14 protein-coding genes and 1 tRNA gene are annotated in these 16,207 nt (G+C 65.4%); 7 read left to right on the forward strand and 8 right to left on the reverse strand.

The features are described from left to right. Positions 1-87 precede the first annotated feature (87 nt). Positions 88-164: transfer RNA gene (locus A3K89_RS02625), tRNA-Met, on the reverse strand. A gap of 495 nt (positions 165-659) precedes the next feature. On the opposite strand from A3K89_RS02625, the gene A3K89_RS26565 reads away from it, so the two are divergent. Beyond that, on the forward strand, positions 660-1,280 hold the full coding sequence (locus A3K89_RS26565; RefSeq protein WP_068421400.1) for a transglycosylase family protein: 621 nt from the start codon (positions 660-662) through the stop codon (positions 1,278-1,280). A gap of 172 nt (positions 1,281-1,452) precedes the next feature. On the opposite strand, the gene A3K89_RS02635 is transcribed toward A3K89_RS26565, so the two are convergent. Further along, a complete protein-coding gene (locus tag A3K89_RS02635) occupies positions 1,453-4,428 on the reverse strand; it encodes a UPF0182 family protein (protein ID WP_174551345.1) in 2,976 nt (991 codons plus the stop codon). A gap of 220 nt (positions 4,429-4,648) precedes the next feature. On the opposite strand from A3K89_RS02635, the gene A3K89_RS02640 reads away from it, so the two are divergent. Beyond that, positions 4,649-5,248: a PPA1309 family protein gene (locus A3K89_RS02640; protein WP_068421609.1), complete on the forward strand. Its 600-nt coding sequence runs from the start codon at positions 4,649-4,651 to the stop codon at positions 5,246-5,248. A 24-nt stretch (positions 5,249-5,272) separates the two neighbouring features. Here A3K89_RS02640 and A3K89_RS02645 read toward each other — a convergent pair whose 3' ends face one another. Then, positions 5,273-6,298 carry a YlbL family protein gene (locus A3K89_RS02645; RefSeq protein ID WP_068421402.1) on the reverse strand — a complete coding sequence of 342 codons (1,026 nt, stop codon included), beginning with the start codon at positions 6,296-6,298 and terminating at the stop codon, positions 5,273-5,275. 148 nt (positions 6,299-6,446) lie between these two features. Between A3K89_RS02645 and A3K89_RS02650 the strand changes: the two genes are divergently transcribed. The 3 genes from A3K89_RS02650 (at position 6,447) to A3K89_RS02660 (ending at position 10,201) form a co-directional block, all read left to right on the forward strand. Next, on the forward strand, positions 6,447-7,817 hold the full coding sequence (locus A3K89_RS02650) for a zinc-dependent metalloprotease (protein ID WP_068421405.1): 1,371 nt from the start codon (positions 6,447-6,449) through the stop codon (positions 7,815-7,817). A 143-nt stretch (positions 7,818-7,960) separates the two neighbouring features. After that, positions 7,961-8,809 (forward strand): hypothetical protein, encoded by an 849-nt coding sequence (locus tag A3K89_RS02655; RefSeq protein WP_068421408.1) that lies wholly within the window; start codon positions 7,961-7,963, stop codon positions 8,807-8,809. Between the two features lie 75 nt (positions 8,810-8,884). Further along, a complete protein-coding gene (locus A3K89_RS02660; protein ID WP_068421411.1) occupies positions 8,885-10,201 on the forward strand; it encodes an ABC1 kinase family protein in 1,317 nt (438 codons plus the stop codon). 47 nt (positions 10,202-10,248) lie between these two features. On the opposite strand, the gene A3K89_RS02665 is transcribed toward A3K89_RS02660, so the two are convergent. The 3 genes from A3K89_RS02665 to A3K89_RS02675 all read right to left on the reverse strand — a co-directional run bounded on the left by A3K89_RS02665 (position 10,249) and on the right by A3K89_RS02675 (position 13,295). Next, positions 10,249-10,530 (reverse strand): WhiB family transcriptional regulator, encoded by a 282-nt coding sequence (locus A3K89_RS02665; protein WP_114331607.1) that lies wholly within the window; start codon positions 10,528-10,530, stop codon positions 10,249-10,251. 241 nt (positions 10,531-10,771) lie between these two features. Further along, positions 10,772-11,020, reverse strand: a complete 249-nt coding sequence (locus tag A3K89_RS02670) for a hypothetical protein (protein WP_068421417.1) — start codon at positions 11,018-11,020, stop codon at positions 10,772-10,774. Positions 11,021-11,168: 148 nt separating this feature from the next. Further along, positions 11,169-13,295 carry an ATP-dependent DNA helicase UvrD2 gene (locus A3K89_RS02675; RefSeq protein WP_068421420.1) on the reverse strand — a complete coding sequence of 709 codons (2,127 nt, stop codon included), beginning with the start codon at positions 13,293-13,295 and terminating at the stop codon, positions 11,169-11,171. 124 nt (positions 13,296-13,419) lie between these two features. Between A3K89_RS02675 and A3K89_RS02680 the strand changes: the two genes are divergently transcribed. Continuing rightward, a complete protein-coding gene (locus tag A3K89_RS02680) occupies positions 13,420-13,644 on the forward strand; it encodes a mycoredoxin (RefSeq protein ID WP_068421610.1) in 225 nt (74 codons plus the stop codon). Positions 13,645-13,672: 28 nt separating this feature from the next. Here A3K89_RS02680 and nudC read toward each other — a convergent pair whose 3' ends face one another. Beyond that, a complete protein-coding gene (nudC, locus tag A3K89_RS02685; RefSeq protein ID WP_068421612.1) occupies positions 13,673-14,575 on the reverse strand; it encodes an NAD(+) diphosphatase in 903 nt (300 codons plus the stop codon). Between the two features lie 47 nt (positions 14,576-14,622). After that, positions 14,623-15,690, reverse strand: coding sequence for a potassium channel family protein (locus tag A3K89_RS02690; RefSeq protein ID WP_068421423.1), 1,068 nt, complete (start codon positions 15,688-15,690; stop codon positions 14,623-14,625). A gap of 128 nt (positions 15,691-15,818) precedes the next feature. Between A3K89_RS02690 and A3K89_RS02695 the strand changes: the two genes are divergently transcribed. Continuing rightward, positions 15,819-16,205, forward strand: coding sequence for a DoxX family protein (locus tag A3K89_RS02695; protein ID WP_068421426.1), 387 nt, complete (start codon positions 15,819-15,821; stop codon positions 16,203-16,205). Positions 16,206-16,207 lie beyond the last annotated feature (2 nt).

Genomic DNA, 16,207 nt, shown 5'->3' on the forward strand with positions numbered 1-16,207 from the left:
CTAGCCAATTATGTGCGCACATGAGCACGCATTTGACCGCCCGAAAACGAACAAGACCGGCACTCGCGCGAGTGCCGGTCTTGTGGGTGGTAGCGGGGACAGGATTTGAACCTGCGACCTCTGGGTTATGAGCCCAGCGAGCTACCGAGCTGCTCCACCCCGCGTTGCGAACGCAAAGTTACAGGACGGTGTCGAGGATAAGCAAATTCACGGCCCGGGCCTGCTTCCCGATCGCCGTCGGTGCCGAACGGCCTCGCGTCATCGTCGAAAATGCACAGAAATGGGTGCGCTGCATCACGGTTTACCGGTGATCTGCGTCACATCACAACGGTGTAACGAAGCGGAAACGAATCCGTCGCAACCCGGATCGACCTGCGCGAACGCCGTTCTTTGTCTCAACATGTGGACAAGCCAGCCACCAAATCTCTGTGTGACGTCACCAGATTACTGGACTACCTTCACGATCGGTCCTAGAAACCAGGGCCGAAACCGCCCCCGCCGCTGCGACTCTCTGCCCCGCGGGGACCGGTTCCCCGATTGGCACGGGGGCAGAGGCGCGAGAAGTACGAACCCGTGACCGTTCGTACACCGACGCGAGACACATCGATCGATGTTCGTCTTACGAGATGCGCAGGCTAGCGCGGAGAGGATTCACCCGCATGACCACACACACATCATTCGGCAAGCGTGCTTTGGGATGGGCTGCCGTGACCGGCGCCGTCGTTGCGATTCCCCTCGGCGTCTCCATGGGCACCGCGAACGCTGCCGGGCACAACTGGGATGGCGTCGCACAGTGCGAGAGCGGCGGCAACTGGAGCATCAACACCGGAAACGGCTACTACGGCGGTCTGCAGTTCACGCAGAGCACCTGGGAGGCCAACGGCGGCTCGGGATCACCCGCAGGCGCATCGAAGGCCGAGCAGATCCGCGTCGCCGAGAACGTCCTCGCGACCCAGGGCGTCGGCGCATGGCCCGTCTGCGGTCAGCACTTGACCAGTGGCGAGTCCACGTCCGTCGCACCGGCGGCCGCGATCGAGGAAGCCCCCGTCCAGGAGGCGCCCGCACCCGTCGGCCCGGCAGTCGAGGCACCCGCAGCACCGCAGCTGCCGGTCGCACCCGAATACCAGGCGACCGCTCAGCAGTACATCGATCACGCCACCGCTGTCGCACAGCACGGCTTCGACCAGGCCTCGGCACTGGCGAGCCAGTACGGGCTCAGCGCGCAGTTCGATCAGGCAGTCGCCGCCGCACAGCCGGCGCTGGCTTCGTTCGGCCGGTAACACGTTCGGCCGACATCTTCTCGGCTGACCGCAGTTCGGATCGCGTCGACGATCCGACGACGAAGCGGCGCCGTCACTGTGGAAGACAGTGACGGCGCCGCTTCGGTTTTCGCAATTCAGTTGTCGTGTTCGGTTGCAGCTCAGTGAATTACCGAGCTTCCCGGGCGCAGAGTCAGCGGCCGTTCTGGTACGCGTCGATCGCCTGCTGAAGCGCCTCGAACGCGGTACCCAACCGTCCCAGATCACCACTCTGCTGAGCGGAGCGCACCTCGGTCAACGCAGCGTCGAGTCGTTGCACCGCATCGGAGTTCGGCGGCTGACTCTGCGTCGGCGCGTTGGCAGGCGGTGGAGTGGTCGCCTGCGTGCCCGACTGTGTCGGCTCCTCCTCCGTGGACTGCGGATTCGACGCGTCACCACCCGGTGCGGTCGCCGCGGAGCCGGTGCCGGAACCGAACACCTGGTCGAGCGCCTCGGACAGCGTCGCCGCATACCCGACGCGCACGCCTCCCCCGGCTCCCGGTTCCCGGTAACTGACGAGCACTCTCGTCAACTGCGGGAACGTGGACGTCGACGCAGTGTTGCGTTCGGTGTACAGCGGTTCGACGTACAGGATTCCGCCGTCTGCGATCGGCAGAGTCAACAGATTTCCGTACTGGATGTTGTTGGACTGCTGCAACAGAGTTCGGTCCGATGCCACACGAGAGTCCGATGTCATCGAGTTCTGCGCCTGCTGAGGACCCTGTGTCTGCGTGTCCGTCGGTAGCTGCAACACCGTGAACTTGCCGTAGTTCTCCGGGTCGGATCGCACCGAGATGTACGCGGACAGCAACTGTCGGTTGAAGCCGACCATCGCGCTCGTCAACCGGAACGACGGTTCACCGGTCTCCGGATCACCGATCAGCACGTAGTAGGGCGGCTGATTCAGATCCGTTCCACCGTCGACCGTCGGGTCGCTCGGGACGGACCAGAACGCGTTGTTGGTGAAGAATTCGTTGGGGTCGTCGACGTGATACTTGGCGAGCATCTCGCGCTGGACCTTGAACAGGTCTTCCGGGTAACGGAAGTGGGACCGCAGATCGTCCGGGATCTCCGACGACGGCTTGACCGAGTCGGGGAACACTCCCATCCACGCGTTCAGCACCGGATCCTTGTCGTCGACCTGGTAGAGCGTGACGGTTCCGTCGTAGGCGTCGACCGTGGCCTTCACCGAGTTGCGGATGTAGGACACCTCTTCCTTCGGAAGCGGGCGACCGGTAGTGGGTTCCAAGCTGTCGACGGTCAGGCCGTCCAACGACGCGCGCTGCGCGTACGGGTAGTCCTTCAACGTGGTGTAGCCGTCGACGATCCACACGATCTTGCCGTCGACCACTGCCGGGTAGGAGTCGCTGTCCGTCGTCAACCAGGGAGCGACCTTCTGTACACGCTCACGTGGATCGCGGTTGAACAGAATCTTCGAATTGTCGCCGATCGCACCCGAGAACAGGATGTTTCGTTCGGCGTACTTCGCAGCGAACGCCAACCGGTTGAACCAGTTGCCCACCGACACGCCACCCGCACCGGTGTAGGTGTAGCGAGAGGTGTCGGTGTCGTATTCACGGTCCTCGCCCTCGCCGCCGGTGCCGACGATCGCGTAGTCGGGATCCGACTGTGCGATGACCTCGCCGTAGTAGATGCGCGGTTGATCGACGGGGATGACCTGTTCGGTTCCCTGCGACGCGATGTCACTGACGGTGTAGATCGGGTAACCGCTGTTGCTGTTGGCGCCCTCGGCCGTCGGATCCTGCACGGCCGCGTTCACGCGGTTCGCCGGAGCAGCGACGAAGCCGTTGCCGTGGGTGTACACCGTGTGCTTGTTGATCCAGTCGGTCTGGTTGCCCGTCAGGCTCTCGGGCGACAGCTCACGAGCCGCGACGATGTAATCCTGCAGCTGGCCGTCGATTTCGTACCGGTCGACGTCGAGCGTCGCCGGGAAGCCGAAGAAGTTCTTCAGCTGCTGCTGCTGAGTGAACGTGCGAGACAACACGTTCGGGTCGAGGAGCCGGGTGTTCGCGATCGTCGTGATGTCGGCTTGACTCTCGCGTGGGTTCTGGGAACCCTCTCCCGAGTAGGCCTGGTATTCGACGACGTCGTCACCGATGCCGTACGCGTCCCGCGTCGCGGCGATGTTCCGCTCGATGTAGGCGCTTTCCTTCTCCGCCGCGTTGGGGCGCACCGAGAACTGCTCCATCAGCAGCGGGAAGATGGCACCGACGAGGATCGACGACAGCACGAGCAACGCCGTCGCCAACGCGGGGACGCGTAGATCACGCAGGAAGATCGCAGCGAAAAACGCTGCAGCACAGATCAATGCGATCGCCAGCAGAATCAGCTTGGCCGGCAGGACCGCGTTGATGTCGGTGAAGCCTGCGCCGGTGAACGTCGGTTCCTTACGGCTGCTCGACAGCAACGAGTAGCGGTCCAGCCAGTAGGCGATGGCCTTGAACAGAACGAAGGCGCCCGCCAGGACTGCGAGCTGTACGCGCGCAGCACGCGTCAGTGCACCTTCGCGTCCCGCGAGGCGGATTCCGCCGAAGACGTACTGCGTCAACAGATTGGCGAAGAACGCGATGAGTGTCGCGACGAACAACCAGTTCAGCACGAAGCGGTAGAACGGCAGATCGAACGAGTAGAAGCTGACGTCGAGACCGAACTGCGGATCGACGCGACCGAAGTCGCCGCCGTGCAGAAACAGTTGCACGACAACCCAATTGGTCTGCGCGATCAAACCGGAGATGACGCCGAACGCGACCGGGATTCCGATTCCGAACAGACGAAGCCTGCTCATGACGGTGGTCCGGTACCGAGCGATCGGATCGTTCGGGCCTGCAACGGGTACGAACACCGGGCGATTGCGATACGCCAGCAGCAGTGCCAGGAACACGACACCGCCGACGAGCACGCCGACGATCAGGAACAACAACGCCCGGGTGACCAGCATCGTCGTGTACACCTGGCGGAAGTCGACTTCCCCGAACCACAGCCAGTTCGTATAGGTGTCGATGAGGCGCGGACCGACAAGCAGCAACGCTGCGAGGACCAATGCCAATACGAGCAGAATCCGGCTCCGCCGCGACAACGACGGTAGACCGGTGGGGGCCCTCATGCCCACGTGCCACACTCCAACTTCGGGCGATACAGCGTGTACCGCAGATGGCTTCGGCGACGCACAACGTGCGTCGCCTGTCCGATTTGTGAACCACTGTACGGAACCGCTCGGTCGCCCGGCCACACCCGTCCTGTCGGCAGTGGCCGGGGGACGTCGATCGGCACGTCGATGCGAGGATGAGCAGGTGAGCGATTTCGACGACCACCGATTCGACGGCAGTGACATGGACATGAGCCCCGACGAGCTAGAGGCGGCACTCGCGCGTTGTGCGCGCGAGGTCGCGGATTTCGTCGACGCCGAGGGGTGGGGCCAATCTCCGCAGATCTTCGCCCTCGTGCCGACGTCCGTCCTCGCCGCGGCGGAGCCGGGCCTGCTCGACGACATCGCCGACGGCTCGGCGTTGACGCCGATCCAGCAGCACTCGCTTCCCGAGGACATCGAGGGCGGTTCACCCGCGCTCGAGGAATTTCTCGCCACCACCAGCTGGCCCGACGGCGTCGTCGGCTGCGCGCTCGTTCAGGAGATCGTCGTGCTGCCGCCGACGGCGGAGTCCGACCTCGACGAGGCGTTGACGCCGTTGCTCGCCGATCGCGACGCAGCCGACGAGGCCGCCCGGTTGACTGCACACGCGCATCCCGAACGGAAGGACGGCCGTCTGATCGCGGCCGTCGTCAAGGACGGTCCGTCGTTGGCACTGCTGCAGATGCAGCCCGACGACGACGCAGACCCGTTCGGTGCCGCCGAGTTGCTCACCTACGAGGATCTGGCGCCGAACATCGTGCAGGCCCTGTACGCGACTTTCGACAACGAATCCGATGACTGACGACGCCGCCTGATTCGCAAGCGGTCAGCTGCACGACGGCGCGTCGCCGCCCGCTCCGATCGATTCGAGCGCGTCGATCGCGCCGTCGAGTGAGTCGACCTTCACCAGACGCAGACCGTCGGGCGTGTTCGCACTGGCCTCGTCGCAGTTCTGCGACGGCACCAGGAATGTCGTCGCACCCGCATCACGCGCGGCGATCAACTTGTACGGAATGCCTCCGATGGGTCCGACCGCCCCGTCATCGGCGATCGTGCCGGTGCCGGCGACGAACTCACCGTTGCTCAGCTCCCCCGGACTCAGCTTGTCGACGACGGCGAGGCTGAACATCAAGCCCGCCGAGGGCCCGCCGACGTCGGCGAGGTTGAACGTGACGTCGAACGGAACGTCGGGTTCCTCGGTCGGTGTCACACCGAGGTACCCCTTCTCGGCGTCGTCGGGCCGGGCGCCCAACGTGACGGACTCGTCGCGTTCGACTCCGTCGGTGGACACCCGCACGACGATCACGTCGCCCGGAGAGTGGGCGCTGACGACGTCGCGCACCCCCGTGACGGTGTCGATCGGAGCGCCGTCGATCGACACCACACGGTCGCCCTCGTTCAGCAAGCCCGAGGCAGGACCGTCGGGCGCCACGGTTCCGACGGTCAGCACCACCGGATAGCCCAGGTGTCGCAGTGCGGCGAGTTCGGCGCTGTCCTCGGATTGTTCGAAGTCCGCCTGGTTGCTCTGCTGAACCTCTTCCTTCGACTTGTCCGGCGGGTACACCTCTTCGCGAGGAACGAGGCCCTGCCGTCCGCTCGCCCAGAAGCCGAACGCCTCGAAGATGTTCAACTGGTCGCGGACCGCCACGGTCGTCATGTTCAGATGCCCGGTGGTGGGGTCGACGTCGGTGCCGTCGATCTGTACGACCGGGCGACCGTCCGCGTCGCCGAGAGTGTTGTAGGTGGGTCCCGGGCCGAGCGCAGCGAACGGGACGGTGACGACGGTTCCTGCGACGCCGAGTACGACGACCGGCACGAGAGCGGCCACGAGAGTGGCGATCCTACGATTCACCCGACAAAGACTAGAACCGATGTCTGTGCAGCGGATGTGAGACCCCTCCCACTGGCGTGCCAGGCGGTGTTTCGCAGCGGCAATCGTGTTCGCCGTCAGCGTGAGAACCAGCGGTGCCACCGGCCTGCATGCCTTGTACCGTTGAACCATGAGCAATTTCGGTTTTCAGGGCCCCGACGACGATCCGGACAAGAAGAAGGATCAGGGCGGAGACGGCGGCCAGGCCGGCATGCCGGACGGCTTCGGCTTCGGTGCCGAAGGCTTCGACCCCGCCGCGCTGGGCCAGATGCTCACACAGTTCGGTCAGATGCTGAGCGGCATGGGCACCGCGGGTTCCGCGGGCGCGGGCCCGGTGAACTACGACCTGGCCACCCAGCTCGCCCGACAGCAGATCGGCACGGTGTCTCCCGTGTCGGCCGGCAAGACCGACGCGATCGCCGACGCGGCACATCTCGCCGAGCTCTGGCTCGACGGATCGACGACGCTTCCCGCGGGTGCGTCGCGCACCGTTGCCTGGACGCCGGGCGACTGGCTCGACAACACCATCGACACCTGGAAGCGTCTGTGCGACCCGGTGGCAGCCCAGATCTCGAGCATGTGGACGTCCGGAATGCCCGCCGAGGCGCAGCAGATGGCCGGTCCCATGATGGGCATGCTGACGCAGATGGGCGGAATGGCGTTCGGGTCGCAGCTCGGCCAGGCGCTCGGGCAGCTGTCGAAAGAGGTTCTGACCTCGACCGACATCGGAATTCCGCTCGGGCCCAGCGGTGTCGCCGCGTTGCTTCCCGACGCCATCGCGAGTTTCACCGACGGGCTGGAGCAGCCCGAACGCGAAGTCCTCGTCTTCCTTGCCGCACGTGAAGCCGCCCACCAGCGTCTCTACAGCCACGTTCCGTGGCTGCGTCAACGGGTGCTCGCGACCGTCGAGGAGTACGCGCGTGGCATCAAGATGGACTTCTCGGCGATCGAGGAAGCGGCGTCCGGACTGGATCCGGCGTCGCTGACGGACCCGTCGAAGATCGAGGAGATTCTCCAGCAGGGTGCGTTCGAACCGCAGACCACCCCGGAGCAGAAGCTGGCACTCGAACGTCTGGAGACCATGCTCGCCCTCGTCGAGGGATGGGTCGAGGTCGTCGTCGCGGACGCTCTCGGCGAACGACTCCCCGGTGCCGTGGCGCTGGGCGAGACGATCCGCCGCAGGCGCGCGTCCGGCGGTCCGGCCGAGCAGACGTTCGCGACACTCATCGGCCTCGAACTGCGTCCTCGTCGCGTTCGTGAAGCCAGCGAACTGTGGCGCCGACTGACTGCAGCGGCAGGCATCGACGGACGCGACGGCGTGTGGGCCCACCCGGACCTGCTTCCGACGTCGTCCGACCTCGACGATCCGGCATCGTTCATCGACGGTGTCGTCGGCGGCGGAACCAGCGAGTTCGACGATCCCATCGCGATGCTGAAGGCGACGGAGGAGCAGGAACGCTCCGAACGCGACAAGCGCGACGGCGGCGACGAACAGGCCTGATCGCAGGAAGAAGAGGGGTGGATCCGACGTTGTCGGATCCACCCCTCTTTTTCGATGGAATGCCAGGTCAGCGGGTTGGCTGCCTGTGGACAACTCGTGTCGTAGGGCGGAAACGCCGAGCACCACCGTGTCATCGTTCTTTCATGTCCATAGGTGCACTCGTGCGCAGACCGAAACTGCGTGTCGGCGCGTTCGTCCTCCGAGACGGCTCCATCCGGCTCGGGCTGAATCCCGATCGCTCGTACGTGCTCACGGCTCTTCCCACCGTGCCGCCCGACGTCGTCCTCGACGTTCTGTCCCGCCTCGACGGCAAAGCCTCGCGAGCGAACATCGTCTGGTACGCCGGAACGCGGGGAATGTCCGCGCCCACGACATCCACGCTTCTGGCCGAACTCGCCGAGTTCGGGCTTCTCGTCGACTGCGCGACAACCCCCGAACCTCGAGTGTCGACACTGCACATCGTGGGACGTGGCCCGCTCGCCGACGCCGTCCAGCACGGTCTCACCGCGTCGACGATCGCCGTGACACGATCGTCGAACCCTCCTCGTCGTCTTCTGCGCTACGACGAGGGCCACTGGCAGAACGATCTCGTCGTGCTCGCGGACGATCTCGTGGCGGACCCGCAGACGATCACGGCGCTGGCTGCGACGCGCACCCCCCATCTGCAGATTCGGTTGCGCGACGGGGTCGGGATCGTCGGGCCGTTCGTCCTACCCGGAGTATCGACGTGCCTCCGCTGTCTGGAACTCACCCGCAGCGCGTTGGATCCGCAGTGGCCCTACGTGTCGGCGCAGCTGCTCGGACGCACGGGAGACGCGAGCGGACCGACCGTTCTCGCCACCGCGGCGTTCGCGTTGGCTCAGATCGACGCCTGCACGAAGCGTGACTCGACGCCGATGATCGACACGACGCTCGAGATCGACCTCGCGTCGAACCGTACGACGACGCGGCGATGGTCCCGCCACCCCAGGTGCGACTGCGCGCACGAATGACGGGCGTTCGTCCGAGTGCCGGCGCTCTTACCTGCACTATGGGCGAGATGGTCGTCCGTCAGCCATGATGGGTACGTGCCAGACATTCCTCGTCGGGGATCAGCCCGAACCGCCAAGCTCGCTCGAATCCCCATCGGTATCGCAGGACGGGCCGCGGTCGGTTTCGGCAAGAAGCTCGCCGGTGGCAATCGCGAGGAGATCGACTCGGATCTCGCGGCCAAGGCCGCCGAACAACTGTTCTCGGTTCTCGGCGAACTCAAGGGCGGCGCAATGAAGTTCGGCCAGGCGCTGAGCGTCATGGAGGCGGCCGTTCCGGAGGAGTTCGCCGAGCCGTATCGGGAAGCACTGACCAAGCTTCAGTCGTCCGCGCCGCCACTGCCGGCAGCCAAGGTTCATCGCATGCTCGATCGCCAGCTGGGCACGGCCTGGCGATCACGGTTCGAGTCGTTCGACGACACCCCTGTCGCATCGGCGAGTATCGGGCAGGTCCACCGCGCGGTGTGGACGGACGGTCGCGATGTCGCCGTCAAGATTCAATACCCGGGCGCCGACGACGCACTGCGCGCGGATCTGAAGACGATGTCACGTTTCGCGAGCACCTTCAGCGCGATCTTCACCGGCGCCGACGTCAAGCCCGTGCTCGACGAGCTGATCGCACGGACCGAGGACGAGCTCGACTATCGCATCGAGGCCGACAGTCAGCGCGCATTCGCGAAAGAGTTCGCCGACGACCCACAGTTCGCGATTCCCCGTGTCGTCGCGAGTGCTCCGAAGGTGCTCGTCAGCGAATGGATGACGGGTACCCCCTTGTCGTCGATCATCGCGTCGGGAACCGCCGACCAGCGCAACGACGCAGGCGCCCTGCTCGCGCTGTTCGCGTTCGCTGCGCCTGCTCGCGCCGGTCTGCTGCACGCGGACCCGCATCCAGGGAATTTCATGTTGCTGCCCGACGGACGCCTCGGCGTCATCGACTTCGGAGCTACGGCGCCGATGCCGAACGGGCTACCTCCCGTTCTGGGCAGGATGGTGCGACTCGCACGCGAGGAACGGTTCGACGAATTGGTCGCACTGTGCGTGGAGAGCGGATTCGTCATTCCCGGCCGGACGGTCACCGCGAAGGAGATCGCGGACTATCTGCGCCCGTTCACGGACCCGATCCGCACGGATTCCTTCCACTTCACTCGGTCGTGGCTACAGAAAGCGGCGGGAACAGCAGCCGACTTCGACAGCGCGCAGTTCCGAACGGCGCGAGCTCTGAACATGCCCGCCGAACACATCATGATCTTCCGGGTACTCGGAGGTCTCGTCGGCATCTGTGCGCAGCTCGACGCGTACGCCCCCTACATGGCCATCCTGACGGAATGGATGCCCGGCTTCACCGACGACGTCTGATCTTCCCGATCGTCGTCGAAAAGCCGGGCATCACAAGTGGACTCGCATCACGCAACCTGCTGATCGGCCCTGTTCTTACGGGGGCGGCCACGCGGGCGTTTGCGTGCGATGACGACACCCTGATCGAGGATCTCGCCTCCCCACACGCCCCACGGCTCGGCCCGATCGAGGGCCGCGCTCAAACAGGTCCGGCGGATCGGGCAGTCGGCACACAGTGCCTTGGCCTGCTCGAGTTCCCCCGGGGTTTCGGCGAACCACAGGTCGGGATCCGCCGCTCGGCACGGAACGGCCATCTCGTCGGCGGGGCGTGTTCCGCGCTGCGCGCCCATGGTCAGCGACGTGATCGAAACCGTTGTCGCGGTGGTGTTCTCGGTCTCGAATCGGCATGTCGTCCGGATCGTGGCGGTTGACACGTCGGTCTCCTCTACTTTTCGTGCGGCGTATTCACGGTTTCTGAAACTGGTGCGAACCCGGAGGCCGAACGTTCGAATCCGAGGGGACTCATCGAACGAAAAAGGCCACGGTCCGCGTCTGCGGGTCCGTGGCCTGTGGTGGCTGAATCGACGTGGTCTACCGAGAATGCTCTCGATATCTGTCGATCACGGACGCGCTGTATGCGCGGCGGAGACGTGTAGCTGGAATTGCGCTTTTCGCTGCTGCTGCGGTGCCGGCGAACGCGGCGGTGCCTACGACAGCCGTGCTGGCTGCTGCGGGTGCGACGCGACCGGACGCGAGGAGGTGAGCGGAATCCTGAACCATCCACGTGGACAGGTCAGCAGCGACAACGCCTGCGTACTGGGCAACGATCGAATTCTTCACGATTCTCCACCTCCTCATCTCGACTCGACACGGACACACTGCATGCTCGCGGCTTCCCGTGAGCGGTGAAAACAGACTAAACCCCGTGATCGACACCGCACAAGTTATTTTCTACCTGCGGTTTCGTGTCATCGAGGCACCACTTCGACTACCTGGTCGACGATTCCCGGACGACGGCGAGAACGTCCTCTCCGAACCGCTCCAACTTCTTGGCACCGATACCCGGAATGGCGACGAGCCCACGGTCGTCCTGCGGCTGCTGCTCCGCGATGGCCGTGAGCGTCGTATCGCTGAAGACGACGTACGCCGGGACCTTCATCTCGCGCGATTTGTCGAGACGCCACGACTTCAACGCGTCGAGAAGCGCGATGTCGACGTCGGACGGGTGTGACTCGCACCGCCCGAGCATGGTGGCGCCCGTTCCGATCAACGGCTTACCGCACAGGCGGCACTTGGGGCCGGACTTCTTGGCTGCAGGCGCTGCGATGCGCGACGCGGGCGAGTCGTCCGGAATCAACCCGTTGAGGAACCGCGACCTGCGCCTCGACTTGCGGCCACCCTGGTTGCGTGCCAGTGCCCACGACAGCTGCAGGTGCTCACGAGCGCGGGTGACGCCGACATAGAGGAGTCGACGCTCTTCCTCGACGGCCGCCTCGTTGTCGGCGCTGGGGTCGTTGCCGAGCGCGTGCGTGATGGGCAGCGTGCCGTCCGCGAGCCCGACGAGGAACACCGCGTCCCATTCGAGGCCCTTGGCCGCGTGGAGCGATGCCAACGTCACGCCCTGCACGACGGGTGGGTGACGCGCCTCGGCACGAGCGGCGAGCTCGTGCAGCAGACGACCGAGATCGAGCTCGGGGTCCTGACCGATCAACTCCTCGGTGACCTGCACGAGACCGCCGAGTGACGCCCACTTCTCCCGCGCTTGGGCACCGGTCGGCTCCGTGGCCGTCAACCCGAGCGGCGCGAGCACGGCACGCACCAGCGACGGCAGGCCTGCACCCGACTTCGATTCCTCGGGTAGGTCGTCGCGGCCGGACGCAGTGCGCAATGCCGAAATACCTTGGCGTACTTCGGGTCTGTTGAAGAAGCCTTCCCCGCCGCGAACCTGGTACGGAATACCCGCGTCGGTCAACGCCTGCTCGTGCACCTCGGATTGCGCGTTGATGCGATACAGCACGGCGATCTCGGCGGGTTCGACGCCTTTGGCGATCAAGCGCTTGATCGCCCGGGCGACGCCGTCTGCTTCGGCGGGTTCGTCGTCGTACTCGGTGAACTCCGGCTCCGGACCCGGGGGCCGCTGACCGATCAATTGCAGTCGCGTTCCGGCGATACGTCCCCGCGCGGCACCGATGACCCGGTTGGCCAGCGATACGACTTCCGGCGTCGAACGATAGTCACGTTCGAGGCGTACGACCGTCGCATCCGGGAAGCGACGCGAGAAGTCGAGGAGGTAGCGCGGCGTCGCACCCGTGAACGAGTAGATGGTCTGATTGGCGTCTCCGACGACGGTCAGGTCGTCACGCTCCCCCAACCACGCGTCGAGGACACGCTGCTGCAACGGCGTCACGTCCTGGTATTCGTCGACCACGAAGCACCGGTAGCGCTCGCGGAACTCGTCGGCGACCGCGGAGTGCTCTTCCAGTGCGGCAGCGGTGTGGAGCAGTAGGTCGTCGAAGTCGAGCAGGAAGCCGTCGTCACCGCGCGTCTTCAGGTCCTCGTACCCCGCATACACCGACGCGACCTTGCCCGCGTCCATGGGAACTTCACGTCGTACGCGGGCCGCGATGGCCGCGTAGTCCTCCGGCGCGACGAGCGAGCCTTTGGCCCACTCGATTTCGCCCGCCAGGTCACGCACCGCGTCCGTCGACGTCGACACGCCCGCGCGGTGCGCGGCCTGGGAGACCAGCGCGAATTTCCGATCGAGCAGCTGCCATCCCGTGTCTCCGACGACCTGAGGCCAGAAGTATTTCAGTTGCCGAAGCGCTGCCGCGTGGAACGTGCGGGCCTGAACCGGCGGTCCTTCTCCGCCGACACCGAGCTCACGCAGACGCCCACGCATCTCTCCTGCAGCACGGGCAGTGAACGTCACCGCCAGTACCTGGCCTGCGGAAACGTGGCCCGCGGACACCAGATGCGCGATGCGCCTCGTGATGGTGCGCGTCTTGCCTGTTCCGGCGCCTGCAAGTACGCACACGGGCCCACGCGGTGCCGAGACCGCAGCGGACTGTTCGGGATCCAACCCGGCGAGCATCGAGTCCACTGGCATGCCGACCATCATGTCAGGGGGTGCCGACAACACCCGCGACCGGTCGAGCGGCGTCGACCGCGACGGAACAACCACCACGGTCGACGTGTTGACTGGTGGCGTGACTACTACCGAGAACGCCGCAGCACTGACCATGTACTCCACCACGTGGTGCGGATACTGCCGCAGATTGAAGACGCAACTCGACGAAACAGGAATTGCCTACGACGAGATCGACATCGAGCAGGACCCCGCGGCCGCGGAGTTCGTCGGCAGCGTCAACGGCGGGAACCATGTCGTCCCGACCGTCAGGTTCGCCGACGGTTCGACGGCCACCAACCCGTCGTTGGCCGCCGTCAAGCAGGCGCTGTCTCTCTGATTACTGCGTGAACGCCGTCGTCGCCCGCCTACGCGGCGGCGGCCCAGGCTTCGAGCATTCCTCGGGCGATCGAGATCGAGCCGGGCAGCAGCAGTCGGGAGTCCGCGTCGGCGGCCCAGTCTCCGAGTTTCAGTGCGGCCTGGACCTCTGCACGGTCGAACCAGAACGCCTCGGCGATCTCGCCGTCGACGAACTCGAGAGGCTCGTCGGGATCGCCGATCGCGGAGAAACCCACCATGATCGATCGTGGGAACGGCCAGGGCTGACTGCCGAGGTACGTGATGTCGGACACCGTGATTCCGACCTCTTCCTTGATCTCGCGCGCAACGCAGGTTTCCAGAGACTCGCCCGCCTCGACGAAACCCGCCAACACCGAGAAACGACGCTCGGGCCATGCGGGCGCGCGGGCGAGCAGGACCCGGTCCGCGCCGTCGTGCACCAGACAGATGACCGCCGGGTCGGTGCGAGGAAACTCCTCGTGTCCGTTCGACGTGCTCGTGCGTGACCATCCCGCGGCCGACGGCGTCGTGGCGGCGCCGTCGAGAGCGCTGAAACTCGCCCCCGCGTGCCAATTCAGGATCGCGAGCGCGCTCGTCAGAATCGACAGTTCGGTCGCGTCGAGGTACTCCGCGAAGCTACGCAAGTCTGCCAGCTTGCCGGTGAGAACGCCGACGCGCTTGGCCCACAGATGGCGATCCTCGTGAATGCCGAGGAACACCGCGTCGAGTGCAGGTTCCGCCGAGATATCGGTGGCCGGCGTGTAGACGATGCCGGACTCGTCGACGCGCAGCTGACCTCGGTGATCGAGTTCGATGACGCGCGCGGTCGGCCAGCCTGCACGCAGCGCCGCGGTGTCTCTACGTAGTTCTTCCGCTCTGTGCAACGGAGAACGCGACAGCAGCGGAGGCTGGGAAAGCTCGAAACGTGGCACGGTGAAGACACTATCGCGGACGGGCGACGTGCCGGATTCGTGCGTCGTCACTCCCCCACACGTCGGATGTACAGCAACCGGTCCGTGGCTTCGACCGCGTCGACTTCCGGTGATCCGACGCGGAACAGTTTGCCGCCGCGGACCACTCCCAGCACGATGTCGGTGAGATGTCGAGGTGAGCCCCCGACCTCGTCGCGCTCGACCTCGCGCTCGGCGATGGCGAAGCCTGCCTCGGGCGTCAGCAGATCCTCGATCATCTCGACGACGCTCGGCGTCGACGTTGCGATACCCAGCAGTCGACCTGCTGTCTCCGACGAGATGACGACCGAGTCGGCGCCGGACTGCCGCAGCAGGTGCGTGTTCTCGGCTTCACGAATCGCGACGACGATCTTCGCTTTCGGCGCGATCTCACGCGCGGTCAACGTCACGAGCACCGCGGTGTCGTCGCGGTTGGTGGCCACGATGATGGCCGCCGCATGTTGTGCGCCGGTGAGCCGCAACACATCCGATTTGGTCGCGGAACCGTGCACGGTCACAAGACCCATGTTCGACGCGGAGTCCAGGACCGCCTGATCGGTGTCGACGACGACGATGTCCGACGCGGCGACGCCGTCGCCGAGCATCGCGTCGACGGCGGTGCGGCCCTTGGTTCCGAAACCGATGACCACGGTGTGATTGCGCACGGTGCGCCTCCATCGCTGAATTTTGAATGCCTGTCGAGACCGCTCGGTCAGAACTGCGAGCGTCGTGCCGACCAACAAGATGAGGAAGAAGATTCGAAGCGGGGTGATGACCAGGATGTTCACCAGACGCGCCGACGGCGCGATCGGGGTGATGTCGCCGTAGCCGGTGGTCGACAACGACACCGTCGCGTAGTACAGCGCGTCGAGGAACGACAGCTCGTTGTCCTGCGCGTCACGGTATCCGTCACGGTCGAGATACACGATCAGCGCGGCGACGAGCAGCGCGGCGAGCGCGATCAGGATGCGGCGATAGATGGCGCGCCACGGGCTGCTCTGCAGTTCGGGAACCCGAAGAACACCGACGAGCGCGAAATCCGGCCGCTCCGTCAAGGTGTCACCGGCGCTCAAGCGAGCACGCAATCTACCTGCCACGTCGCCTACCTAGTACGAGACTGTCCACGGCTGGCAGCGTAGCCCTCTTCTGCCGTACCGCGACGCCAGGCGCGACGAAACACCGTCGCGGACTTCGTGGACCATGACGATGTGGCACGGTGTACCCCATGACACAGGACAAGAGCAGGGCACCTGCCGTGCGTCTCGCGGTGCTGCTGGGCGGAGCCGGGGTACTTCATTTCGCGACGCCGTCGTTCTTCGACATGCAGGTACCGTCCTTCCTGCCCGGTGAGGCTCGCACGTACACCTACGTGTCCGGCGTCGCGGAACTCGGTGTCGCTGCGGCACTGGCGGTCCCGCGTACGCGTCGTGTCGGCGGCACGCTCGCGGCCGCACTGTTCGTCGCCGTGTTCCCGGCCAATCTCGACCTCGCCCGTCGCCACGTGCTCAGCCGTACCACGTCCCCCGCTGTCAAAGCTGCACTGCTCGCGCGGCTTCCTCTGCAGATTCCGTTGGTGACCGAGGCGTTTAAGGTGAGGCGTCGCGCTTCGTAGCG

The sequence above is a fragment of the Rhodococcoides kyotonense genome, from assembly GCF_001645385.1.
GTDB lineage: Bacteria > Actinomycetota > Actinomycetes > Mycobacteriales > Mycobacteriaceae > Rhodococcoides > Rhodococcoides kyotonensis_B.

Bases quoted from the DNA above. Each gene is read 5' to 3' on its own strand.
- A3K89_RS26565 (WP_068421400.1), top strand. From the start codon at position 660: ATGACCACACACACATCATTCGGCAAGCGTGCTTTGGGATGGGCTGCC.
- A3K89_RS02640 (WP_068421609.1), top strand. From the start codon at position 4,649: ATGGACATGAGCCCCGACGAGCTAGAGGCGGCACTCGCGCGTTGTGCG.
- A3K89_RS02650 (WP_068421405.1), top strand. From the start codon at position 6,447: ATGAGCAATTTCGGTTTTCAGGGCCCCGACGACGATCCGGACAAGAAG.
- A3K89_RS02655 (WP_068421408.1), top strand. From the start codon at position 7,961: ATGTCCATAGGTGCACTCGTGCGCAGACCGAAACTGCGTGTCGGCGCG.
- A3K89_RS02665 (WP_114331607.1), bottom strand. From the start codon at position 10,530: ATGGGCGCGCAGCGCGGAACACGCCCCGCCGACGAGATGGCCGTTCCG.
- A3K89_RS02675 (WP_068421420.1), bottom strand. From the start codon at position 13,295: ATGGTCGGCATGCCAGTGGACTCGATGCTCGCCGGGTTGGATCCCGAA.
- A3K89_RS02680 (WP_068421610.1), top strand. From the start codon at position 13,420: ATGTACTCCACCACGTGGTGCGGATACTGCCGCAGATTGAAGACGCAA.
- A3K89_RS02695 (WP_068421426.1), top strand. From the start codon at position 15,819: ATGACACAGGACAAGAGCAGGGCACCTGCCGTGCGTCTCGCGGTGCTG.